This is a genomic window from Hyphomicrobiales bacterium, from assembly GCA_039989895.1.
Classification (GTDB): domain Bacteria; phylum Pseudomonadota; class Alphaproteobacteria; order Rhizobiales; family JACESI01; genus JACESI01.
On the sequence record JBDXGY010000006.1, the window covers coordinates 222,174 to 240,394 of the forward strand.

General features: G+C 46.0%; 22 protein-coding genes. 18 read left to right on the top strand and 4 right to left on the bottom strand.

The window, feature by feature from the left end:
• Positions 1-37: 37 nt before the first annotated feature.
• A complete protein-coding gene (locus ABJ081_07645; protein ID MEP6356539.1) occupies positions 38-769 on the top strand; it encodes a peptidoglycan-binding protein in 732 nt (243 codons plus the stop codon).
• A gap of 2 nt (positions 770-771) precedes the next feature.
• Entirely contained in the window at positions 772-1,119 is a 348-nt protein-coding gene (locus tag ABJ081_07650; GenBank protein MEP6356540.1) for a DUF1491 family protein, read from the top strand.
• Here the strand turns inward: ABJ081_07650 and ABJ081_07655 are convergent.
• Entirely contained in the window at positions 1,105-2,262 is a 1,158-nt protein-coding gene (locus ABJ081_07655; GenBank protein MEP6356541.1) for a hypothetical protein, read from the bottom strand. The two genes, ABJ081_07650 and ABJ081_07655, sit on opposite strands and share 15 nt — an antisense overlap.
• 183 nt (positions 2,263-2,445) lie before the next feature.
• Here ABJ081_07655 and ABJ081_07660 point away from each other — a divergent pair, with 183 nt between their 5' ends.
• Both ABJ081_07660 and ABJ081_07665 read left to right on the top strand, forming a co-directional pair.
• A complete protein-coding gene (locus tag ABJ081_07660; protein MEP6356542.1) occupies positions 2,446-2,637 on the top strand; it encodes a hypothetical protein in 192 nt (63 codons plus the stop codon).
• Positions 2,638-2,690: 53 nt separating this feature from the next.
• Positions 2,691-3,533: a hypothetical protein gene (locus ABJ081_07665; protein MEP6356543.1), complete on the top strand. Its 843-nt coding sequence runs from the start codon at positions 2,691-2,693 to the stop codon at positions 3,531-3,533.
• 69 nt (positions 3,534-3,602) lie between these two features.
• On the opposite strand, the gene ABJ081_07670 is transcribed toward ABJ081_07665, so the two are convergent.
• The 3 genes from ABJ081_07670 to ABJ081_07680 are packed head-to-tail and all read right to left on the bottom strand — an operon-like array spanning position 3,603 to position 7,015.
• The gene (locus ABJ081_07670; protein MEP6356544.1) at positions 3,603-4,256 is read right to left on the bottom strand and encodes a hypothetical protein; all 654 of its coding nucleotides are present in this window, start codon (positions 4,254-4,256) and stop codon (positions 3,603-3,605) included.
• Positions 4,253-4,840: a DUF1214 domain-containing protein gene (locus ABJ081_07675; protein ID MEP6356545.1), complete on the bottom strand. Its 588-nt coding sequence runs from the start codon at positions 4,838-4,840 to the stop codon at positions 4,253-4,255. Before ABJ081_07675 ends, ABJ081_07670 begins: the two co-directional genes overlap by 4 nt.
• Positions 4,841-4,849: 9 nt before the next feature.
• Positions 4,850-7,015: a PBP1A family penicillin-binding protein gene (locus tag ABJ081_07680; GenBank protein ID MEP6356546.1), complete on the bottom strand. Its 2,166-nt coding sequence runs from the start codon at positions 7,013-7,015 to the stop codon at positions 4,850-4,852.
• Between the two features lie 96 nt (positions 7,016-7,111).
• Here ABJ081_07680 and ABJ081_07685 point away from each other — a divergent pair, with 96 nt between their 5' ends.
• From ABJ081_07685 to ABJ081_07750, 14 genes are all read left to right on the top strand, one after another.
• On the top strand, positions 7,112-7,609 hold the full coding sequence (locus ABJ081_07685; protein ID MEP6356547.1) for a YcgN family cysteine cluster protein: 498 nt from the start codon (positions 7,112-7,114) through the stop codon (positions 7,607-7,609).
• A 195-nt stretch (positions 7,610-7,804) separates the two neighbouring features.
• A complete protein-coding gene (locus ABJ081_07690; GenBank protein MEP6356548.1) occupies positions 7,805-8,266 on the top strand; it encodes a hypothetical protein in 462 nt (153 codons plus the stop codon).
• Positions 8,259-9,533, top strand: coding sequence for a terminase family protein (locus ABJ081_07695; protein MEP6356549.1), 1,275 nt, complete (start codon positions 8,259-8,261; stop codon positions 9,531-9,533). The genes ABJ081_07690 and ABJ081_07695 overlap by 8 nt, the downstream gene beginning before the upstream one ends.
• Before the next feature lie 21 nt (positions 9,534-9,554).
• On the top strand, positions 9,555-10,517 hold the full coding sequence (locus ABJ081_07700) for a phage portal protein (protein MEP6356550.1): 963 nt from the start codon (positions 9,555-9,557) through the stop codon (positions 10,515-10,517).
• Between the two features lie 7 nt (positions 10,518-10,524).
• Positions 10,525-10,713: a hypothetical protein gene (locus tag ABJ081_07705; GenBank protein ID MEP6356551.1), complete on the top strand. Its 189-nt coding sequence runs from the start codon at positions 10,525-10,527 to the stop codon at positions 10,711-10,713.
• A 21-nt stretch (positions 10,714-10,734) separates the two neighbouring features.
• Positions 10,735-10,941 (top strand): hypothetical protein, encoded by a 207-nt coding sequence (locus ABJ081_07710; GenBank protein MEP6356552.1) that lies wholly within the window; start codon positions 10,735-10,737, stop codon positions 10,939-10,941.
• On the top strand, positions 10,941-11,183 hold the full coding sequence (locus ABJ081_07715; protein ID MEP6356553.1) for a hypothetical protein: 243 nt from the start codon (positions 10,941-10,943) through the stop codon (positions 11,181-11,183). Before ABJ081_07710 ends, ABJ081_07715 begins: the two co-directional genes overlap by 1 nt.
• Before the next feature lie 183 nt (positions 11,184-11,366).
• A complete protein-coding gene (locus tag ABJ081_07720; GenBank protein ID MEP6356554.1) occupies positions 11,367-11,669 on the top strand; it encodes a hypothetical protein in 303 nt (100 codons plus the stop codon).
• Between the two features lie 80 nt (positions 11,670-11,749).
• Positions 11,750-12,418: a response regulator transcription factor gene (locus ABJ081_07725; protein MEP6356555.1), complete on the top strand. Its 669-nt coding sequence runs from the start codon at positions 11,750-11,752 to the stop codon at positions 12,416-12,418.
• Positions 12,408-13,769 carry an ATP-binding protein gene (locus tag ABJ081_07730; GenBank protein ID MEP6356556.1) on the top strand — a complete coding sequence of 454 codons (1,362 nt, stop codon included), beginning with the start codon at positions 12,408-12,410 and terminating at the stop codon, positions 13,767-13,769. Before ABJ081_07725 ends, ABJ081_07730 begins: the two co-directional genes overlap by 11 nt.
• A 97-nt stretch (positions 13,770-13,866) precedes the next feature.
• Positions 13,867-14,319, top strand: coding sequence for an RT0821/Lpp0805 family surface protein (locus tag ABJ081_07735; protein MEP6356557.1), 453 nt, complete (start codon positions 13,867-13,869; stop codon positions 14,317-14,319).
• A gap of 129 nt (positions 14,320-14,448) precedes the next feature.
• A complete protein-coding gene (locus tag ABJ081_07740; protein MEP6356558.1) occupies positions 14,449-15,681 on the top strand; it encodes an alpha/beta fold hydrolase in 1,233 nt (410 codons plus the stop codon).
• A 144-nt stretch (positions 15,682-15,825) separates the two neighbouring features.
• A complete protein-coding gene (locus ABJ081_07745) occupies positions 15,826-17,361 on the top strand; it encodes a Do family serine endopeptidase (GenBank protein ID MEP6356559.1) in 1,536 nt (511 codons plus the stop codon).
• A 127-nt stretch (positions 17,362-17,488) separates the two neighbouring features.
• On the top strand, positions 17,489-18,187 hold the full coding sequence (locus ABJ081_07750; GenBank protein ID MEP6356560.1) for a response regulator transcription factor: 699 nt from the start codon (positions 17,489-17,491) through the stop codon (positions 18,185-18,187).
• Positions 18,188-18,221 lie beyond the last annotated feature (34 nt).

The window sequence follows — 18,221 nt, forward strand, 5'->3', positions numbered from 1 at the left end:
AAAGGGGAATCATAATCAACTATATGATTCTTCATTGATGACTGCTGTTGGCCCATTCATTAAGGGCAAAGCGAGAGAATTGTCGATCACTTTTGGTGTATGTGCCCTGGTTGGCACAGCTATGATTAATGCCGTTTTTCTGCAAACATCCAAGCACCCAGCGCCCCTTTTTAAACAGCAAGAAGCACGCGTTATTTCATCTGATATAAGCAATACTATAACAAAGCCTAATGAAATTAATTTGACGAGAGCCGAATATACGCCTGTGGCTAATCCTCTTGCTGCCAATCCACTTGTAGTTGAGATACAGCGACACCTTGCAGCTCGCGGATATTATAATTCTGAATTTGATGGCTTGATGGGCGCTCGAACAAAGGCAGCGATAGGCGTCTATCAACGTGCCTTTGATATAACGGTCACAAATGAAGCCAGCCGTTCTTTACTTGAGCATATACGCTTGTCTATACCGGATAAAAAATATCATGCAAAAGCGCGTCAACGTGTTGCGGAGGCGACGGTTGATCTGGAATCAATTGGTTTGCGAACTACGACAATAGGACCCTCTGATCTTACAATTAGCGATCCAAAGCGGATTAAAGAAGTTCAACAAGCTTTGACGCGTATTGGGTTTAATCTTGCTGCGGATGGTGTTGCTGGACGTAATACAAAACTTGCTATTGTTGAGTTTAAAAAGCGGCGTGGATTGAAGCCGGACGAGCGTATCACGTTAGCTCTCTTCAATGAGTTGATGAAACTCAAGAAGCTATAGAAATGCGATTAAGCACTGAGTTTTGGGTAAGTGCCTATGTGCGCCAAAGCCAGCTTGCCGGCGATTTTACTGCGCTAATGCGCAGAGGTGCTGAACGCGGCGGTTCGATCTTTATTATCATAAATCGGCTTGATGGATCCGCTGATCTTTATGCGCCTGCTCCTCAATCAATGTTAGGTGAAAACAGCGATGAGCGTGTCTTCACTTTAGCAATGGAGGCCGCTTCTGAAGAGGATGTTACATCGCGCATCGAAAAAGAGACACGCTTTGATAGTGATTTATGGGTTATTGAGCGCGAAAGTCGCAACGCTCAGCATGATCTAGTTATTGTGGATTCAACGCACAGCTGATCTTTTCATACTGATTTGTCGTGAGGTCCGAATAGCTCTTCTGGTAAAGCCACCCGGTCTTGCTTGTGCGTAGGCCTTGCCTTCATAAACAGGTTGATAGCGCCTGTTTGATGAATCGGCCTCAGAGTTTTTAGCTTCTGACCAATTGTCAGTTAATGAGCGGGCGAGAGCAGGGCTGATAAGATCGTAAAGCCAATTCAATAAGAAAACTTGATTGACATCATGCCCCAGTTTGGGATTGAGGAGAATGAAAGCTTCATTGGCTGCATGACTTGGAAGTGCTAGTGACTTCAGGCAAATGGCTAGGGCGAACCCTTTTTCATCATCAATGATTTGTGCCGCGTCTGCTTTGCTTAAAGCGCATTGCTTGGCAAGAAGTTGTCCAAAACCATCCGCATCTTTTGCTCTAGCAAGCTTGACAAAATCCACGGCAAATTCCGCGCGATTATAAGCTTCTTGAAATGCGGTCGCGGGGTTTATATCTATACGACTGAGGTGTTCATCAACTCGCTGCAGTTGGGTTAAAACATGGGCGTGTTCATTCGCAAGAAATGCATCAAGGCCGATCGTGAATTCATCACTTGTTTCCGAAGATATGTGGCTGGGTTCAATCAATCTCGCAGCTGCGCTGTCCGCCTCAATTGATACACTCAGCTCTTCAGTATTCTCCAGATGGTCTGGACGTGCATTTTGTTCGACTTCGTGTGGACCAAAGTCAGGTAGTTTAAATTGCGAAAGGGCAATTGTTGTTTTATCTGAAAGTTTCTCTCGGGACGAAATTGCCAAGGCATGGAGTAGATTTCCATTGGCTAAAATAGCCAGCAGATCTTCTTCCTTAAAACTATTGTAATGTTTCAAAATTGGTGCGGCGATAGAAATGTCTTCTCGCGCCAAGGTTATAGCAATAGCATGAGGAAGATGAACACAATTCGATAGGCGTTCAGAAATTTCAGCCTTCGTTTGTAGATCAAGTTTGGGTAAAAAACGGAGACACAATTCTTCAAAATGAAGTAAGTCATCACGGGAAGGGCTGTTATTAAGTGCAAATAATTCAGCCGCAGCACTCAGCACAGGCAAATGGCGGTTATGTTGATTTGCCTGCACCAAAATAGAAAACTCGTCTTTTTTTGTGAATGTTGTCATTTAACCAAACGCAATACTTAACCACTGTTGGTGCCATAATCTCTTAAAAGCGTTAGCGTTCTATTAACTTTACTGATGTCTTAATGAGATACCAGAAATAAAACCTGTTCGCGCAACTTTCCCGGGTTTTATACAGCGTGTTGTGTTCCCTGTGTCGTCCCAAGAAGGATTAAGGAGTTCGCAATGGATAATTTGATAGATATCCAGAGTTATAGAACGAGCACTAAAAGAAAAACCGAGCGACCTGATGCAAATGAAGTGGCTATGACCGCCGAAATCATTTTCTTTACTGGTGTGCGTGTTGAGTATGAAAATACTGAAATTATACCTGACGGTCCCTCAAAGCCAAAGCGGCGTAAGCTAGGGGACGGCTAACCCTCGCAATCTGTTTGTATCATTGCAACAGAAATATGAATTGAGTTTAGTGCATGATGACCCGGTTGCATGGTATATATAAGCGTCGATCTATTTTCTTGATTTTAAGTCTTGCCGCTTGTCTTACGGCTTGTTCGCGACCAACCGGTGATTTTGGTCGCGCAGCACCAAGCGTTGTGCACGATAGTCTTGCGCCTAAATTAGGAAGTAAGTTTGCTTTGCGACGCAAAGAAACTGTTTCGCAATTCAGCCGGACTGATGAAGAACTCAAGCTTGCTAATTTAGCCTGGACGATTGTTCGCCCTTTGCACACAAAGGACTGGATTTCAGGGACATTAATTGAAGGTCGCAGAACGCGTATTTTCCCAGATATAAACGATAAACTCGATCATCGTGCTTATTTGTTTTGGTTGCAAATAGAGCGTTTTAGATCAAGCGAGACCCGCTGGAATCGTATCATCTCAGACCTTAGAGCAGATCAAGGGACGATAGCCCCATTTTATGAACAGGCGCGTGTTGTCTATGTGATCGATCGGCAAAGAATTGCGTTTCTTGAAGAAAATAGTGATGTGGGGGCAGATTTCAAAACAAATACGCGGGCTCGCATTGTAGAAAACGAAAACCTAATCAACACAGCACTGGATAGTCTCAAATTCCGATATGCCGCCTACGATCATGCGATTAAACATCTAGCGCTCGAATCACCTTCTCCACGTGTACGCCATGCTGAAGAAGAATTGGCACGCTATGCCACGCTTATCGAGCGGGGGGGAGAGCGGGGTTTGCCGTTTATCGAAAACCCAGAGCTTTTGTCATCTAGGATAAAAACCGAGAGTCCGGATAAGGGTAAATCAGTCCATGACCCATCGGATGATGATGCTCATATACTTAAATAAAATATGCAATTCAGGCCATATAGGGACAATAACGTCGGCATATAAGTCCGCTTAAAATATATTCTGAACTTACTTACATTGAGCAGCTTCAATGGTCTCTTCTATAAGTTTTCTATGATGACGTGTGGCTTTAAATATTTTTAAGACGGCAAACACCTCATTTTCACTGACACGTGCCTGTATGATGTTTCCGTCCTCTTCATTAAGGTCAACTTCTACTAATTCTTGTTCTTCAGGCTCTTCAGGCTCATCGGGATTTGGCGGAACAATAGGTGTGGGAATAAGCTCTTCTTTTTGAACAGGTGAGGTGTTGTCTTCTGGAATGTTATCAGTAGTTTCTGCATTGATGCTTTTATGAAGAATGGATAAATTGAGTTGACTTGTTTGCGATGCATCATCGTTCAGACTGTATATTATTTCTGCATCTTTATTGAAAAGTGTCACGCTCCAAAATGATGTAGGTCCCTCAGCCGTGAGGGTGACGGGGCCATCTTCGAGCAAGAAATGACAAACGGCATAGGCCATGGCTGGATCTGCTTGCCCTAAAATAGCAGCAGCTTTTTCGTGATTTTTTATAGCGGCCAGTTTGCGCGGTTGTGTAAATTCAACGACCCTTTGCCACACCTTTTGCTCTGCGAAAAATGGCGTTGCAACAATAGAAAAAATATGGACCAAGCCAGTCAATAGAACAAACAAGACCAGAGTGCGCAATAGAGTGATCACGAACAATCTCCTTTGGAGATAGAGGGCGTAACAATGGCATTATCTAATGCTCCACTGGTAAGTGGCGTGTCATATATTCTAAGTACCAAGTTAAAATTGTCATCGCTGTCGACTTGAAGCCAGTTCCCTGGCTGTACCTTTTGAGAAACAGTGATGATCAGTCGTCCGTCTTCCTCCCATACCGTGTCATTGGATGTAATGTAGTGAACTTGGCGGATGTTCTTTTTTGTTGGTGTAGGTGTAGGCGTTGACTTGGTTTCAGTAGTCAGGGTCCATAAGCGACCACGTGGTATTTTACCTTCTAAAGTATAGATACATAGCCCGCTTAATTGAGTTTTGTCATTATCATCGCTGGCAGTCAGAATAAGGCCTTCGGTTACGCCCATCCATACGGTGCCCTGTCGGGATAAATATGCTTTGGTGTAGGGGTCGGCTCCAATTTCTCCGGCGAGGGGCCATACTCCCCATTGTCCAAGAGTGACTTTATTAAATTTAAGATCGCCATCCAGGATAGTCCATGCTGAACCAATGCCTATTATGCACGCGGCTATGCATGTCAAAATAAATGAAAATGCGTGTAGCATTATTCCAGCCTAGAACTCACCAGCAATTACCTTTAAGCCATTGCCGGTTGTTTTTTTCAGAGGGATGAAAGCGGTAGTAAGCGGTTTTGTTTTGTTTTTCAAAAGCTTGCCAATTCCTTGCAAAACGTCTGTTGATTTCGAAGAAAGTGCCTTGGTTTCTTGAAGCGGCTCAATTGTTTTGTTCTCGTTTTCTGCGATGATATCAACAATTTGTTTTTCATTCGATCCATCTTTATTGAGGAAAGGAATTGGTTTTTCATCAACGCCTTGATGAGCAAATGCCATGACTTCTTTCCATGTCATGGCTGGCAGACGGCCACCGGTTAAGCGTTTTGTGGGGCTGTAGTCGTCATTGCCATACCAAACAGCGCCGACATAATTACCAGTATATCCAACAAACCATGCATCACGATATGATTGAGTGGTGCCTGTTTTGCCTGCTGTAACACGATCATCAAGTTTCGCGCGCCGTCCGGTTCCCCATTCGGGTACTTGAGACAGAATTTCATTCATTGATGCCACAGCGTTAGGCTTTAAAACGCGCTCGGTCTTAGTCTTTGAGCTGTTATCTAAGATCAAATCACCGCGTGAATCATAAATCCGTAAAACCGCTTTAGGAGGGGCTTTGTATCCTCCATTGGCAAAAACAGAATAACCAGCAGTCATATCAATAACCGACACTTCAGATGTGCCGATGGGTAAGCTTGGGTTGTTCCGCAATGGACTTGTAACTCCCATGGCTTTTGTTTTCTTAATAACCTTGGAACCACCAACAATCTGAGCAAGCTGAACAGGAATGGTATTGATCGATTTTACGAGAGCCGTAGTCAGTGTGACGCGACCTGCATAGCTACGCGTATAATTCTTTGGTGACCAGTTACCATATTGCACATAACGATCAGTCATCACCGATTGTGCGTTATAGCCATTTTCCATGGCAGCGGCATAAACGAACGGTTTGAATGTTGAGCCGGGAGAGCGTAATGCATCGACCGCTCGGTTGAACTGGCTCTGTCCATAGTCGCGCCCGCCAACCATTGCCCGTACAAAGCCGTCTGGAGTCATAATGACGGATGCCCCTTGGCTGATATTGAATTCTTTGCCATTTTCTAAGAGGTATTGATTTATTGTTGTTTCCGTCTTGTTTTGTAATGCGGGATCAAGTGCTGTAACGACGGTTAAAACGCGGTCGCTTTCAATCTTGAGATCCAAAACCTGCGTGTAAGCCCAGTCAAGGAAATAATCAGGCCGTTGTTCTTGTTTTCTATTCACAGCTCTTGCAGGTTTTTGGCGAGCAGAAAGAACCTGCCCCTCGGTTAGAAACCCTGCTTGAACCATATTTGTCAAAACCTCATTAGCACGCTCGCGCGCGGCGCCAAGGTTGATATGTGGTGCGAAGTTAGTCGGCGCTTTAAACAGGCCAGACAACATGGCAGATTCGGCTAGTGTCAGATCAGCGTAATCTTTATCAAAATAAAATTCTGCTGCTGCCGGAATGCCAAAGGCTCCACCGCCGAGGTAAGCACGGTTGAAATAAAGTTCGAGAATCTCTTTCTTGGTGAGATTGGCTTCAAGCCATAAAGCAAGAAAGGCTTCCTTCACCTTGCGTGTTAATGTGCGCTCATTGCTGAGAAAGATATTTTTTGCCACTTGTTGCGTGATTGAGGAGCCGCCCTCGACAACACCACCCGCTTTTACATTGGTCGCAAAAGCGCGTGAAATTCCGATAATATCGACACCAAAATGCGAGAAGAAACGACGATCTTCTGTGGCAAGTGTCGCCTTAACAACATGATCAGGTAAACGATCAAGATCAATTGGCTTATTTTGTAATACGCCACGGCGACCAAGGACGTTGCCTGAGCGGTCAACAAATGTCACCGAGTAATCATCTTGTTTGCGCCAGTCTGCAGTTGTTTCATCAAAGGCAGGCTGCGCCAGAGCCAACATCAACACCATACCAACAGTGCCCCAAGTTAGCGTTTCATTACCAAGTTCAACTGGTAATTTTTGCCAACCATGAACCCGGAAGCGACGCATGAATACTGAGAAACTCGCATATAAATTCGACAGCCAGCCAAATCCTGAGAAAAGGCTACCATCAATAGCGCTATCTAACTCCAAAAGGCGCATACCAAATCGACTGCGCCGGTTTTGCGAAAAAGGGTCTTTCACAGTAATCAACTCTTCCAAATTTTATTAACAGAATGTAAATAAGCCTTTCTGATCCAATTTACCAGATGTGAATTCACAAACTTCAGAAGATAATTAATGCAAGAAAAGTCCTTTTGGCAGACCCTCACATTGGAAGAAATGTCCATAACGCAATGGGAATCTTTGTGTGATGGATGTGGTCGATGCTGTCTAAATAAACTTGAGAGCGAAGATACAGGTGAGATTATTTGGACAAATGTTGCTTGTTCGCTGCTTAATGATGAGACATGTCAGTGTAGTGACTACCCAAATCGATCAACATTGGTGCCTGATTGTATCCAGTTAACCCCTGAAACTGTGCGCACTTTAACCTGGTTGCCGGCTACTTGCGGTTATCGGTTGGTGAGCGAAAACAAAGACCTCTATTGGTGGCACCCGTTGGTTTCAGGCGATCCAGATAGTGTGCATATGGCAGGTATCTCTGTGCGTGGTATGACCGTGAGCGAAGAAGGGGTCGATGTAGAAGACTACGAGAATTATCTTGTTCGATGGCCTGAAGAGGACCCATTCGCAAAGAGTGATAATGATGGTGAAGAAATAAAACAAAGAAAATAGGAATTATTTCCTTGGCACCGTAACGGTGTTTTGGTAGAACATTCATACAGTCGCAGAAGTGTCCTTAGATCAAAGGGACGTTTTGTGACAATGAATTTACAGCTCTTATTTCACATTAAAACAGTCGATTGCATTGAAAAATGCATCGGCTGTTTTCGTTTGTGCGAACAATCTTGAAAGGACTGCGCCTCAAGAATGACGGACTGGCAGAAGGTTAGGGAGGATTATGAGGCAAAACTGAAAACGGTGAAGGATATATGTGCCGCTCACGGCATTAACAGTGTGGCTCTTTACAAAAGAGCGCAGGATGAAAACTGGGTGTTACGCAATGGCATGCGGCCTAAGCGGTTCAAAGATCACAACCAACTAGAAAATGGATCCAATCGTAAAGCGCTGATTGATAGGCTGTACAAGGTCTTTGATTGCCAAATGCGTGAGTTCGAGACGCATCTCGCACTCGCTGGTGACGAGGGCGTCAATGAAAAAGATGCGCGAACCCTTGGCTCGCTCGCTCGTACATTAGAAAAACTGATTGACTTGCGACAAGAAAATGAGGGCCAGAACAGAAACCAGAACAAAGAGGTAGATCTTGAGCGCCTTCGTGAGGAACTTGCGCGACGACTTGAGCGCGTGTGCCCGAAAGGGAAAACTGAGTGATCTACTTGAGAGTTTTTCATCAGCTGATCTGGCAGCACTACTTTTTGACTGGCCTATCTGGGCTCGTGAAGATCAATTGCCACCTCTAGGTGATCGGTTGGTCTGGCTCATCATGGGCGGCAGAGGCGCTGGCAAAACACGCGCTGGTGCAGAATGGGTGCGCGGAATGGCGCTTGGCAAACCGCCTTTTTGCGGTCGATCCGTTGGCCGTATTGCTTTGATTGGCGAGACACTTGGCGATGTGCGCGATGTGATGATTGAAGGTGAATCCGGCATTCTTCGCATTCATCCCAAAAGCGAGCGTCCAGAATGGAAAAAGACAAAAGGACAGCTCGAGTGGAAAAATGGCGCGATTGCACAAATTTTTTCTGCTGAAGACCCAGACAGTCTTCGCGGGCCGCAATTTGATGTGGCGTGGAGTGATGAGCTGTGTAAGTGGCGCCATGCGGAAGCAACATGGGATATGCTTCAGTTCGGCCTGAGGCTTGGTGAACGCCCGCGCCAAATTGTAACCACCACGCCACGCCCTATACCGCTTTTGAAGCGGCTTTTGGCTGATGAACGAACAAGGCTTTCAAAAGCTACAACGATGGCTAATGCAACGAATTTGGCTCCTGATTTTATAGATACAGTGCGTGCTCGTTATGGCGGCACGCGGCTTGGACGTCAGGAACTTGATGGCGAATTGATTGAAGATCGCGAAGATGCGCTTTGGCAACGCGACCAAATTGAGAAACTAAAAATCGCTATAGCACCACCGCTTGCCCGTGTTGTTGTTGCAATTGATCCGCCGGCAACATCGCACGCAAAATCCGATGCTTGTGGTTTGATTGTGGCTGGTGTGGATGAGCAGGGCATTGGTTATGTTTTAGCCGACGGAAGCAAGCGCTCGGTGACCCCGACTGAATGGGCAAGTCGCGCCGTTGAGCTTTATCATCGCTATCAAGCCGATCTGGTTTTAGCCGAGGTCAATCAGGGCGGCGAAATGGTCAATACTATTTTGGCGCAGGTCGATAAAACGGTCCCCGTGAAAGCGGTTAGGGCATCGCGCGGGAAATATAGTCGCGCAGAGCCTGTATCATATCTTTATGAGCGCGGGCTTGTGCGCCATATGGGTAGCCTGTCGAAACGTGAAGATGAGATGTGTGATTTTGGCCTTGAAGGGTTGTCGTCAGGCCGATCACCCGACCGACTGGATGCGCTTGTTTGGGCGTTGCACGAACTCATGTTGAAACCGGAAGCCGATCCGAAAATTCGGCGTATGTGATCTAAACCAACAGGAAAACAAATGGGATTTTTTGAAAAACGCTTGAAAGGCGCAGGGCCCCTTGCGCATGGCAAGATGGAAACGCTCGACACCAAAGCATCGCAAACCGGCCCGATGGTTTATCTACAATCAAATGGACAACCAGTTTGGACGACGCGTGACTACGCCTCACTCGCCCGTGAAGGCTTCACCCGCAATGTGATTGCGTTTCGAGCCGTGCGTATGGTGGCTGAAGCGGCGGCGTCTGTTCCGTGGATGGTAAGTGAAAATGGGGATCGCCTTGATGATCATCCTATTTTGGACGTCTTGAAAAATCCTAATGAACGACAATCAGGCTGTGAATTGATTGAGGCTCTTGTTTGCAATCTCCTCATTGCAGGCAATGCCTATATTGAGGGTGTGCAGATTGGTGAAGATCTTCGTGAACTTCATGCCTTGAGGCCTGATCGTATGAAAGTTGTGCCCGGTAGTGATGGATGGCCACAAGCCTATGATTATGGCTTGGCAGGTCAATCCATACGTTTCGATCAAACACTGGATGATATCGCGCCAATTCTGCATCTTTCTTTCTATCATCCCCTTGATGATCATTATGGATTTGCCCCCTTGGAAGCCGCACAGATGGCGCTTGATATTCATAATGTTGCCAGCGCATGGAATAAAGCGCTTTTAGATAATGCAGCGCGGCCTTCTGGTGCGCTTGTCTATCAAGGAGGAGAGGGCAACCTCACCGAGGAGCAATTTGATCGATTGAAAGAAGAGCTTGAAGCGAGTTTTCAAGGGGCAAAAAATGCTGGCCGGCCGCTCTTGCTTGAAGGTGGATTGGACTGGAAAGCTATGAGCCTATCCCCGCGTGATATGGATTTCTTTGAAGCGCGCAGCGCGTCTAGAAAATGGCGACATCGAATTCTCGTGGATCCGTCGAACCCGCATCGACGGCGACCTTTGGGAAGTTCAAGACGTACCACTTGGCGAGGAGAGTGAAGAATATGTGGTCTCTATTTTAGGGGCTGATGCACCTTTGCGTTCGTTGTCTTCGAATGTACCCAATGCTCTTTATGAGCACTCATTACAGCTTAGCGACTTTGGCGAGGTGCCAAACAGCGCAACCATATCTGTAGCACAGGTAAGCGCATCAGAAGGGCCAGGCACCGCGCGCACCCAGATATTTGAATTTTAAAACCAACGAAAGGAAACTCTCATGAATGAAACAAAACCTTGGTATTTTTCCCGCACCGTATGGGGTGCTTTAATTGCCATTGCTGCCAGTATTGGTGGTGCTTTTGGCATTATGCTTGGTGAGGTGGATCAGTCGGCGCTCACAGATGCAATTCTTCAAATGGTAGGCGCCGTTGGTGCCGTCGTGGCGCTTTACGGTCGATTATCAGCAAACCAAATCCTGCGTTGATGGGGTCTCTCATTGGCCTTCTTATCTCTTTTATCAAAATTTTTGAGGCTTTCCTTGATATCAACGCGCGCCGAGATGAAGAGAGACAAACGCGCCATGCTATACTCAGTTTGCAAAACTATAGGGAGCGGCTTGAGCGCTCTCTGCTTGCGCGGCGCCAAAGCCGGGCTGAACATAGTGGCGATGATATCTCTGTTGATGGCAATGACAGCTTGCCAGACGATGGCTATCGTCGCGACTGATTTGAGTTGCGATGTCTTCATGCCGATCACTTGGTCTAAGGAAGATAGTATTCACACATCCAAACAAGTTCGTGAGCATAATGCTGCTTGGGTTTCTTTATGTGTTAATAATGTAAATAAATAAAATAACTAAAATATAAGCCATTCAGTTTTCATTCAGTCACAATCAGGCATTTTATGTTGATGAAGACATTTAACGCAATCATAGTATCGCTCGCGATAGCTGCAAGCCTGCCAAGTGTGACTTATGTTTCACATGCGCATGCAAAGGCTTGTTTGGGGCCTGCACAGCAACAGTGGGCTATTAATCATGGCAGAGCGAAGCGCTTTGGTGTGATTGCAAAACGTGTGAGCAAACGTTTGAATGCCACAGTTCTAAATGGTCAACTTTGTAAGCGTGGTGGACGTTTAGTCTATATATTAACGGTGATAAATCATCGCGGTAAAACAAAACGTGCAGTTGTTGATGCTAAAAGTGGACGCTAGATCGTTCAGCCCTAATGCACTAAGGTAATAAATCGCTTAAGAGCTGATTGAATAGAAATTTCAAAGAGTATTAATGTCTCATGCGCATTTTAGTAGTGGAAGACGATCAAGATCTAAATCGGCAGTTGGTAACGGCTTTGACTGATTCGGGTTATGCGGTGGATACCGTTTTTGATGGGGAAGAAGGGCATTTCCTTGGCGATACTGAGCCATATGACGCCGTTGTTCTCGATATTGGCCTACCTAAAAAAGATGGCATCAGTGTATTAGAAGACTGGCGTCGCGCTGATCGCAATATGCCGGTTCTTATCTTAACCGCCCGCGATCGATGGAGCGATAAAGTGCAGGGCATTGACGCAGGCGCTGATGATTATGTAGCCAAACCCTTTCATATGGAGGAAGTGCTTGCACGGCTTCGCGCATTAACACGCAGAGCAAGCGGTCATGCTTCGAATGAATTTGTTTGTGGCCCGGTAAGGCTTGATGCCAAAACAAGTCGGGTGAGCAATGGCAACGATGTGATCAAACTAACATCTCACGAATTTCGCGTTCTAAAGTATTTGATGCATCATCCAGACCGGATTGTTTCAAGAACAGAACTCACCGAACATTTATACGATCAGGATTTTGATCGTGATTCTAATACGATTGAAGTGTTTGTAGGTCGCCTTCGCAAGAAGCTGGGAATTAACATCATAGAGACTGTGCGCGGGATGGGGTATCGGTTGAGCGAGCCAAATGACGTTTAATTCACTTGCACTCAGGCTTCTGTTTTCATCCATCTTATGGAGTATTTTAGCTCTTGTTGTTGCTGGTGTATTGCTGTCAGGCCTTTATCAGCAAAGTGTTGAACGGGGGTTTGATCAACGCCTCAATGTTTATCTGAAAATTCTTGTCGCTGCCCAAGCTGAAGCAGAAGATCCTATGCGCATGGAGCCGCCAACACTGACAGAACCAAATTTTGATTTGGTCTTATCGGGTTGGTATTGGGAAATTACAAAACAATCTGGTGAGGTCATTGTTGCCTCAAGATCTCTGTTTGCGGAGCGCTTGCCAAAAATTACAATAGCAAAGTTAGGCCAAAACGAAGACGGGATTGCGTCATTTTATTCGCGTGGACCAGCCGGTAACACTTTGCGTATTGTTGCGCGTGAGATCAGCATGGAGAGTGATAAACCATTTCTGATTGCCGTGGCTGGCAACGCCACAGATATTAAACAAAATGTTGCGCAGTTTCGCCAACGTGTTTTCTTGACCCTAGCAGCCCTTGGTTTTCTTCTTGCCGTTTCAACCTTTGTTCAAGTCAAATGGGGGCTTCGGCCTTTGTCGCGCATTACCAATGGTTTGAATGATATTCGTGAAGGCCGTTCGGAAGATTTGCGGGGTTCATTCCCCAAAGAAATTGATCCCTTGGTTGCTGAGCTTAACGCATTGATTGGCTTTAATAAAAAGGTCGTCGAACGTGCTCGTACCCATGTTGGAAATTTAGCGCATGCTCTTAAAACGCCGATTAGCGTCTTGCGCAATGAGGCAAACGATTACGACACCACGCTTTCGGAAAAAGTGATAGAGCAAACCAATGCAATGCAATCACAAGTAAATTATCATCTGGACCGGGCGCAGATTATCGCTCGCTCAGGAATGCTCAGCACCGCTCATCCTGTGAAACCTGTCGTTGAAGGTTTGGGGAGGGCGATGTCTAAGATATACAGAGACAAAAATGTTCACCTCACAATAAACATTGCGAATAACATGAAATTTTCAGGAGAGCGGGAAGATCTTGAGCAAGCGCTTGGAAACTTGATTGATAATGCCTGCAAGTGGTCAAAAGACGAGGTTATTATTTCTGTCAGTAGTGATGGCAAAGCGCTTGCCTTTGATATTGAGGATAACGGACCTGGTCTGACAGCGTCTGAACAGATACGTGCAATGAAGCGCGGTGAACGGCTTGATGAGCACACGCCTGGTTCTGGTCTTGGACTCTCAATCGTACACGACTTAATGAATGCTTATAGTGGCACATTCACGATGGGGCGTTCCAGGTTGGGTGGGCTAAAAGCCACATTAATCTTCCGAATGCCGCAAAATATTGAAGAGTAAAAATCAATCATCATTATTTCAGCACTAATATTTCAGATTGTCGCCTTAGTTGCGGTCTACTCAAACTGAAAATACAGAGGGTTTGGGAATGATAAAAATGAGTCGTTTCATTGTCGCTGGTTTGCTTGCTGTTGCTTTGAGTGGATGCTCGAAGAGCAGCCCGCAAGGTTCAGATATAGATGCAGCTGCTTTGGTTGATAATCAGCCTGTTGCCGACAATCCAGTAAATGCTGTTGCAACGGAAGAAGATACGTCTTCGACAGAAACTCTGGGCACTTCTTTTATAGGGAAGCTTGAAGAGAGCGATTTAGCACGTTTTAAACAGGCGCAAACAACGGCGTTTCAGCAAGAACGTGGAGGTGTACCCATTGTGTGGCGCAATCCGGACACGAGCCATTCTGGTCAAGTAACAAGTGGACCGATATATACTATCAATGGCCGCCGTTGCCGAGATTTCATTCAATTTATAACGATAGATGGTGCGCAAGAAAGCGATAACGGTGTGGCGTGCCAGCAATCTGATGGGGTATGGGCGTCTATCGCTTTGTAATTTTATCTATAGCCTACCAACTTGAACGGCTTGTGTTATCGTGCGATTTAGGGTCAAGACACTAAAATTATTGCTCACGATGATCTTGTTTCATGGTGTCAAATATCAATCAAAGCATAGGATTTCACCATGGCATCTCCCTTGAAAGTAACATTTGACGGTTCTCTTGGTGCGGAGCTTGCTGGCAGGCTTGATTTACCGACAGGGCCTATTCGTGCTTATGCGTTGTTTGCACACTGCTTTACATGCTCAAAAGATATCTTTGCCGCCAAACGCATCGCCTCGCAGTTGTCTGCTCAAGGTATCGCAGTTTTGCGCTTTGATTTCACCGGTCTAGGCTCTAGCGATGGTGAGTTCTCAAACACCAATTTCTCTTCCAATATTCAAGACCTAATAAAAGCCGTTGATTTCATGCGCCAGTCTTATGAGGCGCCTGCAATATTGATCGGTCATTCATTGGGCGGTGCAGCGGTTCTTGCGGCAGCCCCTCTTGTGCCGGAGGTCAAGGCCGTGGTGACTATCGGTGCACCGTCTGATGCGCATCATGTTACGCATAATTTTGGCTCTAATTTGGATACAATAGAAAAAGAGGGTGAAGTTAATCTTTCACTTGCTGGTCGTCCCTTCACCATCAAAAAGCAATTCATTGATGATCTGCATAAAACCAGCGTCACACATAGTGCAGCAGATATGAAAAAAGCGCTGATGGTTATGCATTCACCGATTGATGAAACTGTGGGCATTGAAAATGCTGCCGAGATTTTTGCTGCCGCTAAACACCCCAAAAGCTTTGTCTCGCTTGATCATGCAGATCATCTTTTAACTCGAGCGGAAGATGCTTCTTATGCCGCAACTGTTATTGCAGCATGGGCATCGCGCTTTGTCGGTGGGGAAGAAACCGCAGATATTAAGCACGAAGGTGGCGTGTTGGTATCAGAAACGGGGCAAGGTAAATTTCAAAACGCTATTCGCGCAGGCAAGCATCATTTGCTTGCGGATGAGCCAGTGAAAGTCGGCGGCTTGGACACTGGTCCTGGTCCTTATGATTACCTTGCCGCTTCGTTGGGTGCTTGCACCGCGATGACATTGCGTATGTATGCAGACTTCAAGAAACTTAAAATTGGCCGCATTTCAGTGGAAGTGAATCACGGTAAAATTTATGCGAAGGATTGCCATGAGTGTTCTGAGAGCATGATTGAAAAGGGCGGAAAAGTTGATCGCTTTGAGCGCTTAATTACCGTTGATGGTGAAATTGATAGTGCTATGCGAGAAAAATTGTTGGAAATTGCAGACAAATGCCCTGTCCATAAAACGCTCGAAAAAGGGGCCGCAGTGGCAACGCAAGTAATTGAATTAAAATAATAATAATGAACATTACGAAAATGTAATATTGCTGAAAGGCGTTGGTAAGGTTGTTTGCATCATAGTCGCAACGACCAACAAGCAATGTGTGATTCCCTGAGGGCTCATACGTTGTTTGCCACCTGCAATATGGAGCTTTTTTGCATGTCACTTTCTAATAAATCCATTTTTAAAAATCGTATGCGTTCTCTACTACTCGGCACGTTAAGCCTTGGTATTGTCGGATTAGTCGGCAGCCAAACACTACCTATCGGCCCAACGGCTGCATTTGCGGAGCCTGTGAGAGTTGAAGGCCAGCAGGTTGTGGGATTCGCTGATGTCGTTGAAAAAGTAACACCAGCGGTTGTTAGTGTCCGCGTGAAATCAACAGTTGAAACCGCAGGTTTGAACGGCTCAGGTGTCAATCCATTTGAAGCGATTCCAGGTTTTCGTGATTTGCCGAAAGATCACCCATTCAATCGATTTTTCCGTGAGTTTGGTGAACGCCGCAGTGCGCCATCTGAAAAACCGGACAACAAGAAAAAGCGTAAATTTGCAACGGGCCAAGGTTCAGGATTTTTCATCTCTGAGGATGGCTTTGTGGTAACCAACAGCCATGTGGTTGATGGCGGAACAGAATTTACTGTCGTGACCAACGAGGGCACGGAGCTTGACGCTGAGCTTATCGGTCAAGACGCACGAACAGATCTTGCTGTGTTGAAGGTGAAGAAAAGCGACAAATATACCTATGTGAAGTTTTCCGATGCAGATAGCCGTGTTGGAGAATGGGTTGTTGCGATTGGTAATCCCTTTGGCCTTGGTGGCACGGTAACCGCTGGCATCGTGTCGGCGCGTGGGCGTGACATTGGCGCAGGCCCATATGATGATTTTCTTCAAATTGATGCAGCCGTAAATAAAGGTAATTCTGGCGGCCCTGCGTTCAATCTTAATGGCGAAGTGATAGGCATCAATACGGCGATTTTCTCACCATCTGGCGGTAACGTTGGTATCGCTTTTGCTATACCCGCTGCAACGGCCCAAACGGTTATCGCTGATTTGCGTGACAACGGCAAAGTGGTTCGCGGCTATCTAGGTGTGCAAATTCAAGACATCACACGCGATATTGCAGACAGCATAGGTCTTGCTGATACAGAAGGTGCTTTGGTCGCATCGACACAGGACGACACACCAGCAGGCAAAGCTGGTGTTAAATCCGGTGATGCAATTGTTGCTGTGAATGGCGACAAAATTGAAAGCCCGAAAGATTTGTCCCGCCGTATTGCTGGCCTTCGTCCAGAAACTGATGTTGATTTGACCGTTTTTCGTCTTGGAAAAACCAAAAACATCACTGTGAAACTGGGCACCTTGCCTGAGCGCAGTCAAACAGCCAGCCTTGATGACACCCCAGCAAAACCAGATGAACCAATCATGATGGAAGACTTTGGTCTGGGTCTGAAAGCTGCCGAAGATGGTAAGGGTGTTGTTGTCACAGAAATCACGCCAGATAGCCCTCTTTCAGAAAAAGGCCTGCGTAATGGTGATACTATCACCGAGATAGACAGCAAGTCGATTTCCGCACCAGATGACGCGAAAAAGGCGATTGATGCTGCACAAAAAGACGGTAAGAAAGCGGTGTTATTGCGTGTTGAAGGCAATGGCGGCACGCGATTTGTTGCGATGCCTCTTAGCAAAAAGGGCTAAGTAAAATCAGATCAGTCGCTGGTATTTTCTCCCGCGACTGATCGCTACATGCTTGCGAACAGCGTCACACTATGTCAGCTCTATGGTTTAACCTTCTAAGAGGTTCGACCTATTCAATGAGATTTCCATGCGTATCCTTTTGATTGAAGATGACACCGAGGCGGCAAGTTACCTGACCAAAGCGCTTAAGGAAGCCGGTCATGTGGCAGAGCATGCTGCTGATGGGGAAGAAGGGTATTTTCTCGCAGCCAATGGTGATTATGATGTTTTCATCATAGATCGCATGTTGCCTAAACGGGATGGCTTGTCGATTATCTCAAGTTTGAGGGCAGAAAAAAACGAGACACCGGTTCTTATTTTATCCGCCCTTGGTGAGGTTGATGACAGAGTGGAAGGCTTACGCTCTGGTGGGGATGACTATCTGACCAAACCCTATGCTTTTTCAGAACTACTCGCCCGCATTGAAGTTTTAGTGAAAAGGCGCGGCACCAATTCACAAGATAATACGGCCTTAAAAGTAGCAGATCTTGAGCTCAATCGTTTGTCTCATGCGGTAAGTCGGGCAGGCACTGCAATTAATCTCCAACCACGTGAATATCGCTTGCTCGAATATTTGATGAAAAACGCAGGCCATGTTGTCACGAGAACGATGCTTTTGGAGAATGTGTGGGATTATCATTTCGATCCTCAGACAAATGTCATCGACGTTCATATCTCCCGTCTTCGTTCTAAAATAGACAAAGGATTTAAAGAGCCTTTGTTACATACCATGCGTGGGGCGGGCTATGTTTTGCGCGCTAAGGAGTCCGGTGGGGAAGTGCGGTGAAATTAGGCTTTCCTGCATTTTTCAGAACCACAGC

What these genes read in the sequence shown, in the direction of transcription:
- ABJ081_07745 (MEP6356559.1), top strand. Translation starts at nt 15,826, where the DNA reads ATGTCACTTTCTAATAAATCCATTTTTAAAAATCGTATGCGTTCTCTA.
- ABJ081_07645 (MEP6356539.1), top strand. Translation starts at nt 38, where the DNA reads ATGACTGCTGTTGGCCCATTCATTAAGGGCAAAGCGAGAGAATTGTCG.
- ABJ081_07650 (MEP6356540.1), top strand. Translation starts at nt 772, where the DNA reads ATGCGATTAAGCACTGAGTTTTGGGTAAGTGCCTATGTGCGCCAAAGC.
- ABJ081_07715 (MEP6356553.1), top strand. Translation starts at nt 10,941, where the DNA reads ATGGGGTCTCTCATTGGCCTTCTTATCTCTTTTATCAAAATTTTTGAG.
- ABJ081_07655 (MEP6356541.1), bottom strand. Translation starts at nt 2,262, where the DNA reads ATGACAACATTCACAAAAAAAGACGAGTTTTCTATTTTGGTGCAGGCA.
- ABJ081_07720 (MEP6356554.1), top strand. Translation starts at nt 11,367, where the DNA reads ATGAAGACATTTAACGCAATCATAGTATCGCTCGCGATAGCTGCAAGC.
- ABJ081_07750 (MEP6356560.1), top strand. Translation starts at nt 17,489, where the DNA reads ATGCGTATCCTTTTGATTGAAGATGACACCGAGGCGGCAAGTTACCTG.
- ABJ081_07730 (MEP6356556.1), top strand. Translation starts at nt 12,408, where the DNA reads ATGACGTTTAATTCACTTGCACTCAGGCTTCTGTTTTCATCCATCTTA.
- ABJ081_07685 (MEP6356547.1), top strand. Translation starts at nt 7,112, where the DNA reads ATGCAAGAAAAGTCCTTTTGGCAGACCCTCACATTGGAAGAAATGTCC.
- ABJ081_07660 (MEP6356542.1), top strand. Translation starts at nt 2,446, where the DNA reads ATGGATAATTTGATAGATATCCAGAGTTATAGAACGAGCACTAAAAGA.
- ABJ081_07700 (MEP6356550.1), top strand. Translation starts at nt 9,555, where the DNA reads ATGGGATTTTTTGAAAAACGCTTGAAAGGCGCAGGGCCCCTTGCGCAT.
- ABJ081_07665 (MEP6356543.1), top strand. Translation starts at nt 2,691, where the DNA reads ATGATGACCCGGTTGCATGGTATATATAAGCGTCGATCTATTTTCTTG.
- ABJ081_07690 (MEP6356548.1), top strand. Translation starts at nt 7,805, where the DNA reads ATGACGGACTGGCAGAAGGTTAGGGAGGATTATGAGGCAAAACTGAAA.
- ABJ081_07725 (MEP6356555.1), top strand. Translation starts at nt 11,750, where the DNA reads ATGCGCATTTTAGTAGTGGAAGACGATCAAGATCTAAATCGGCAGTTG.
- ABJ081_07675 (MEP6356545.1), bottom strand. Translation starts at nt 4,840, where the DNA reads ATGCTACACGCATTTTCATTTATTTTGACATGCATAGCCGCGTGCATA.
- ABJ081_07740 (MEP6356558.1), top strand. Translation starts at nt 14,449, where the DNA reads ATGGCATCTCCCTTGAAAGTAACATTTGACGGTTCTCTTGGTGCGGAG.
- ABJ081_07710 (MEP6356552.1), top strand. Translation starts at nt 10,735, where the DNA reads ATGAATGAAACAAAACCTTGGTATTTTTCCCGCACCGTATGGGGTGCT.
- ABJ081_07735 (MEP6356557.1), top strand. Translation starts at nt 13,867, where the DNA reads ATGAGTCGTTTCATTGTCGCTGGTTTGCTTGCTGTTGCTTTGAGTGGA.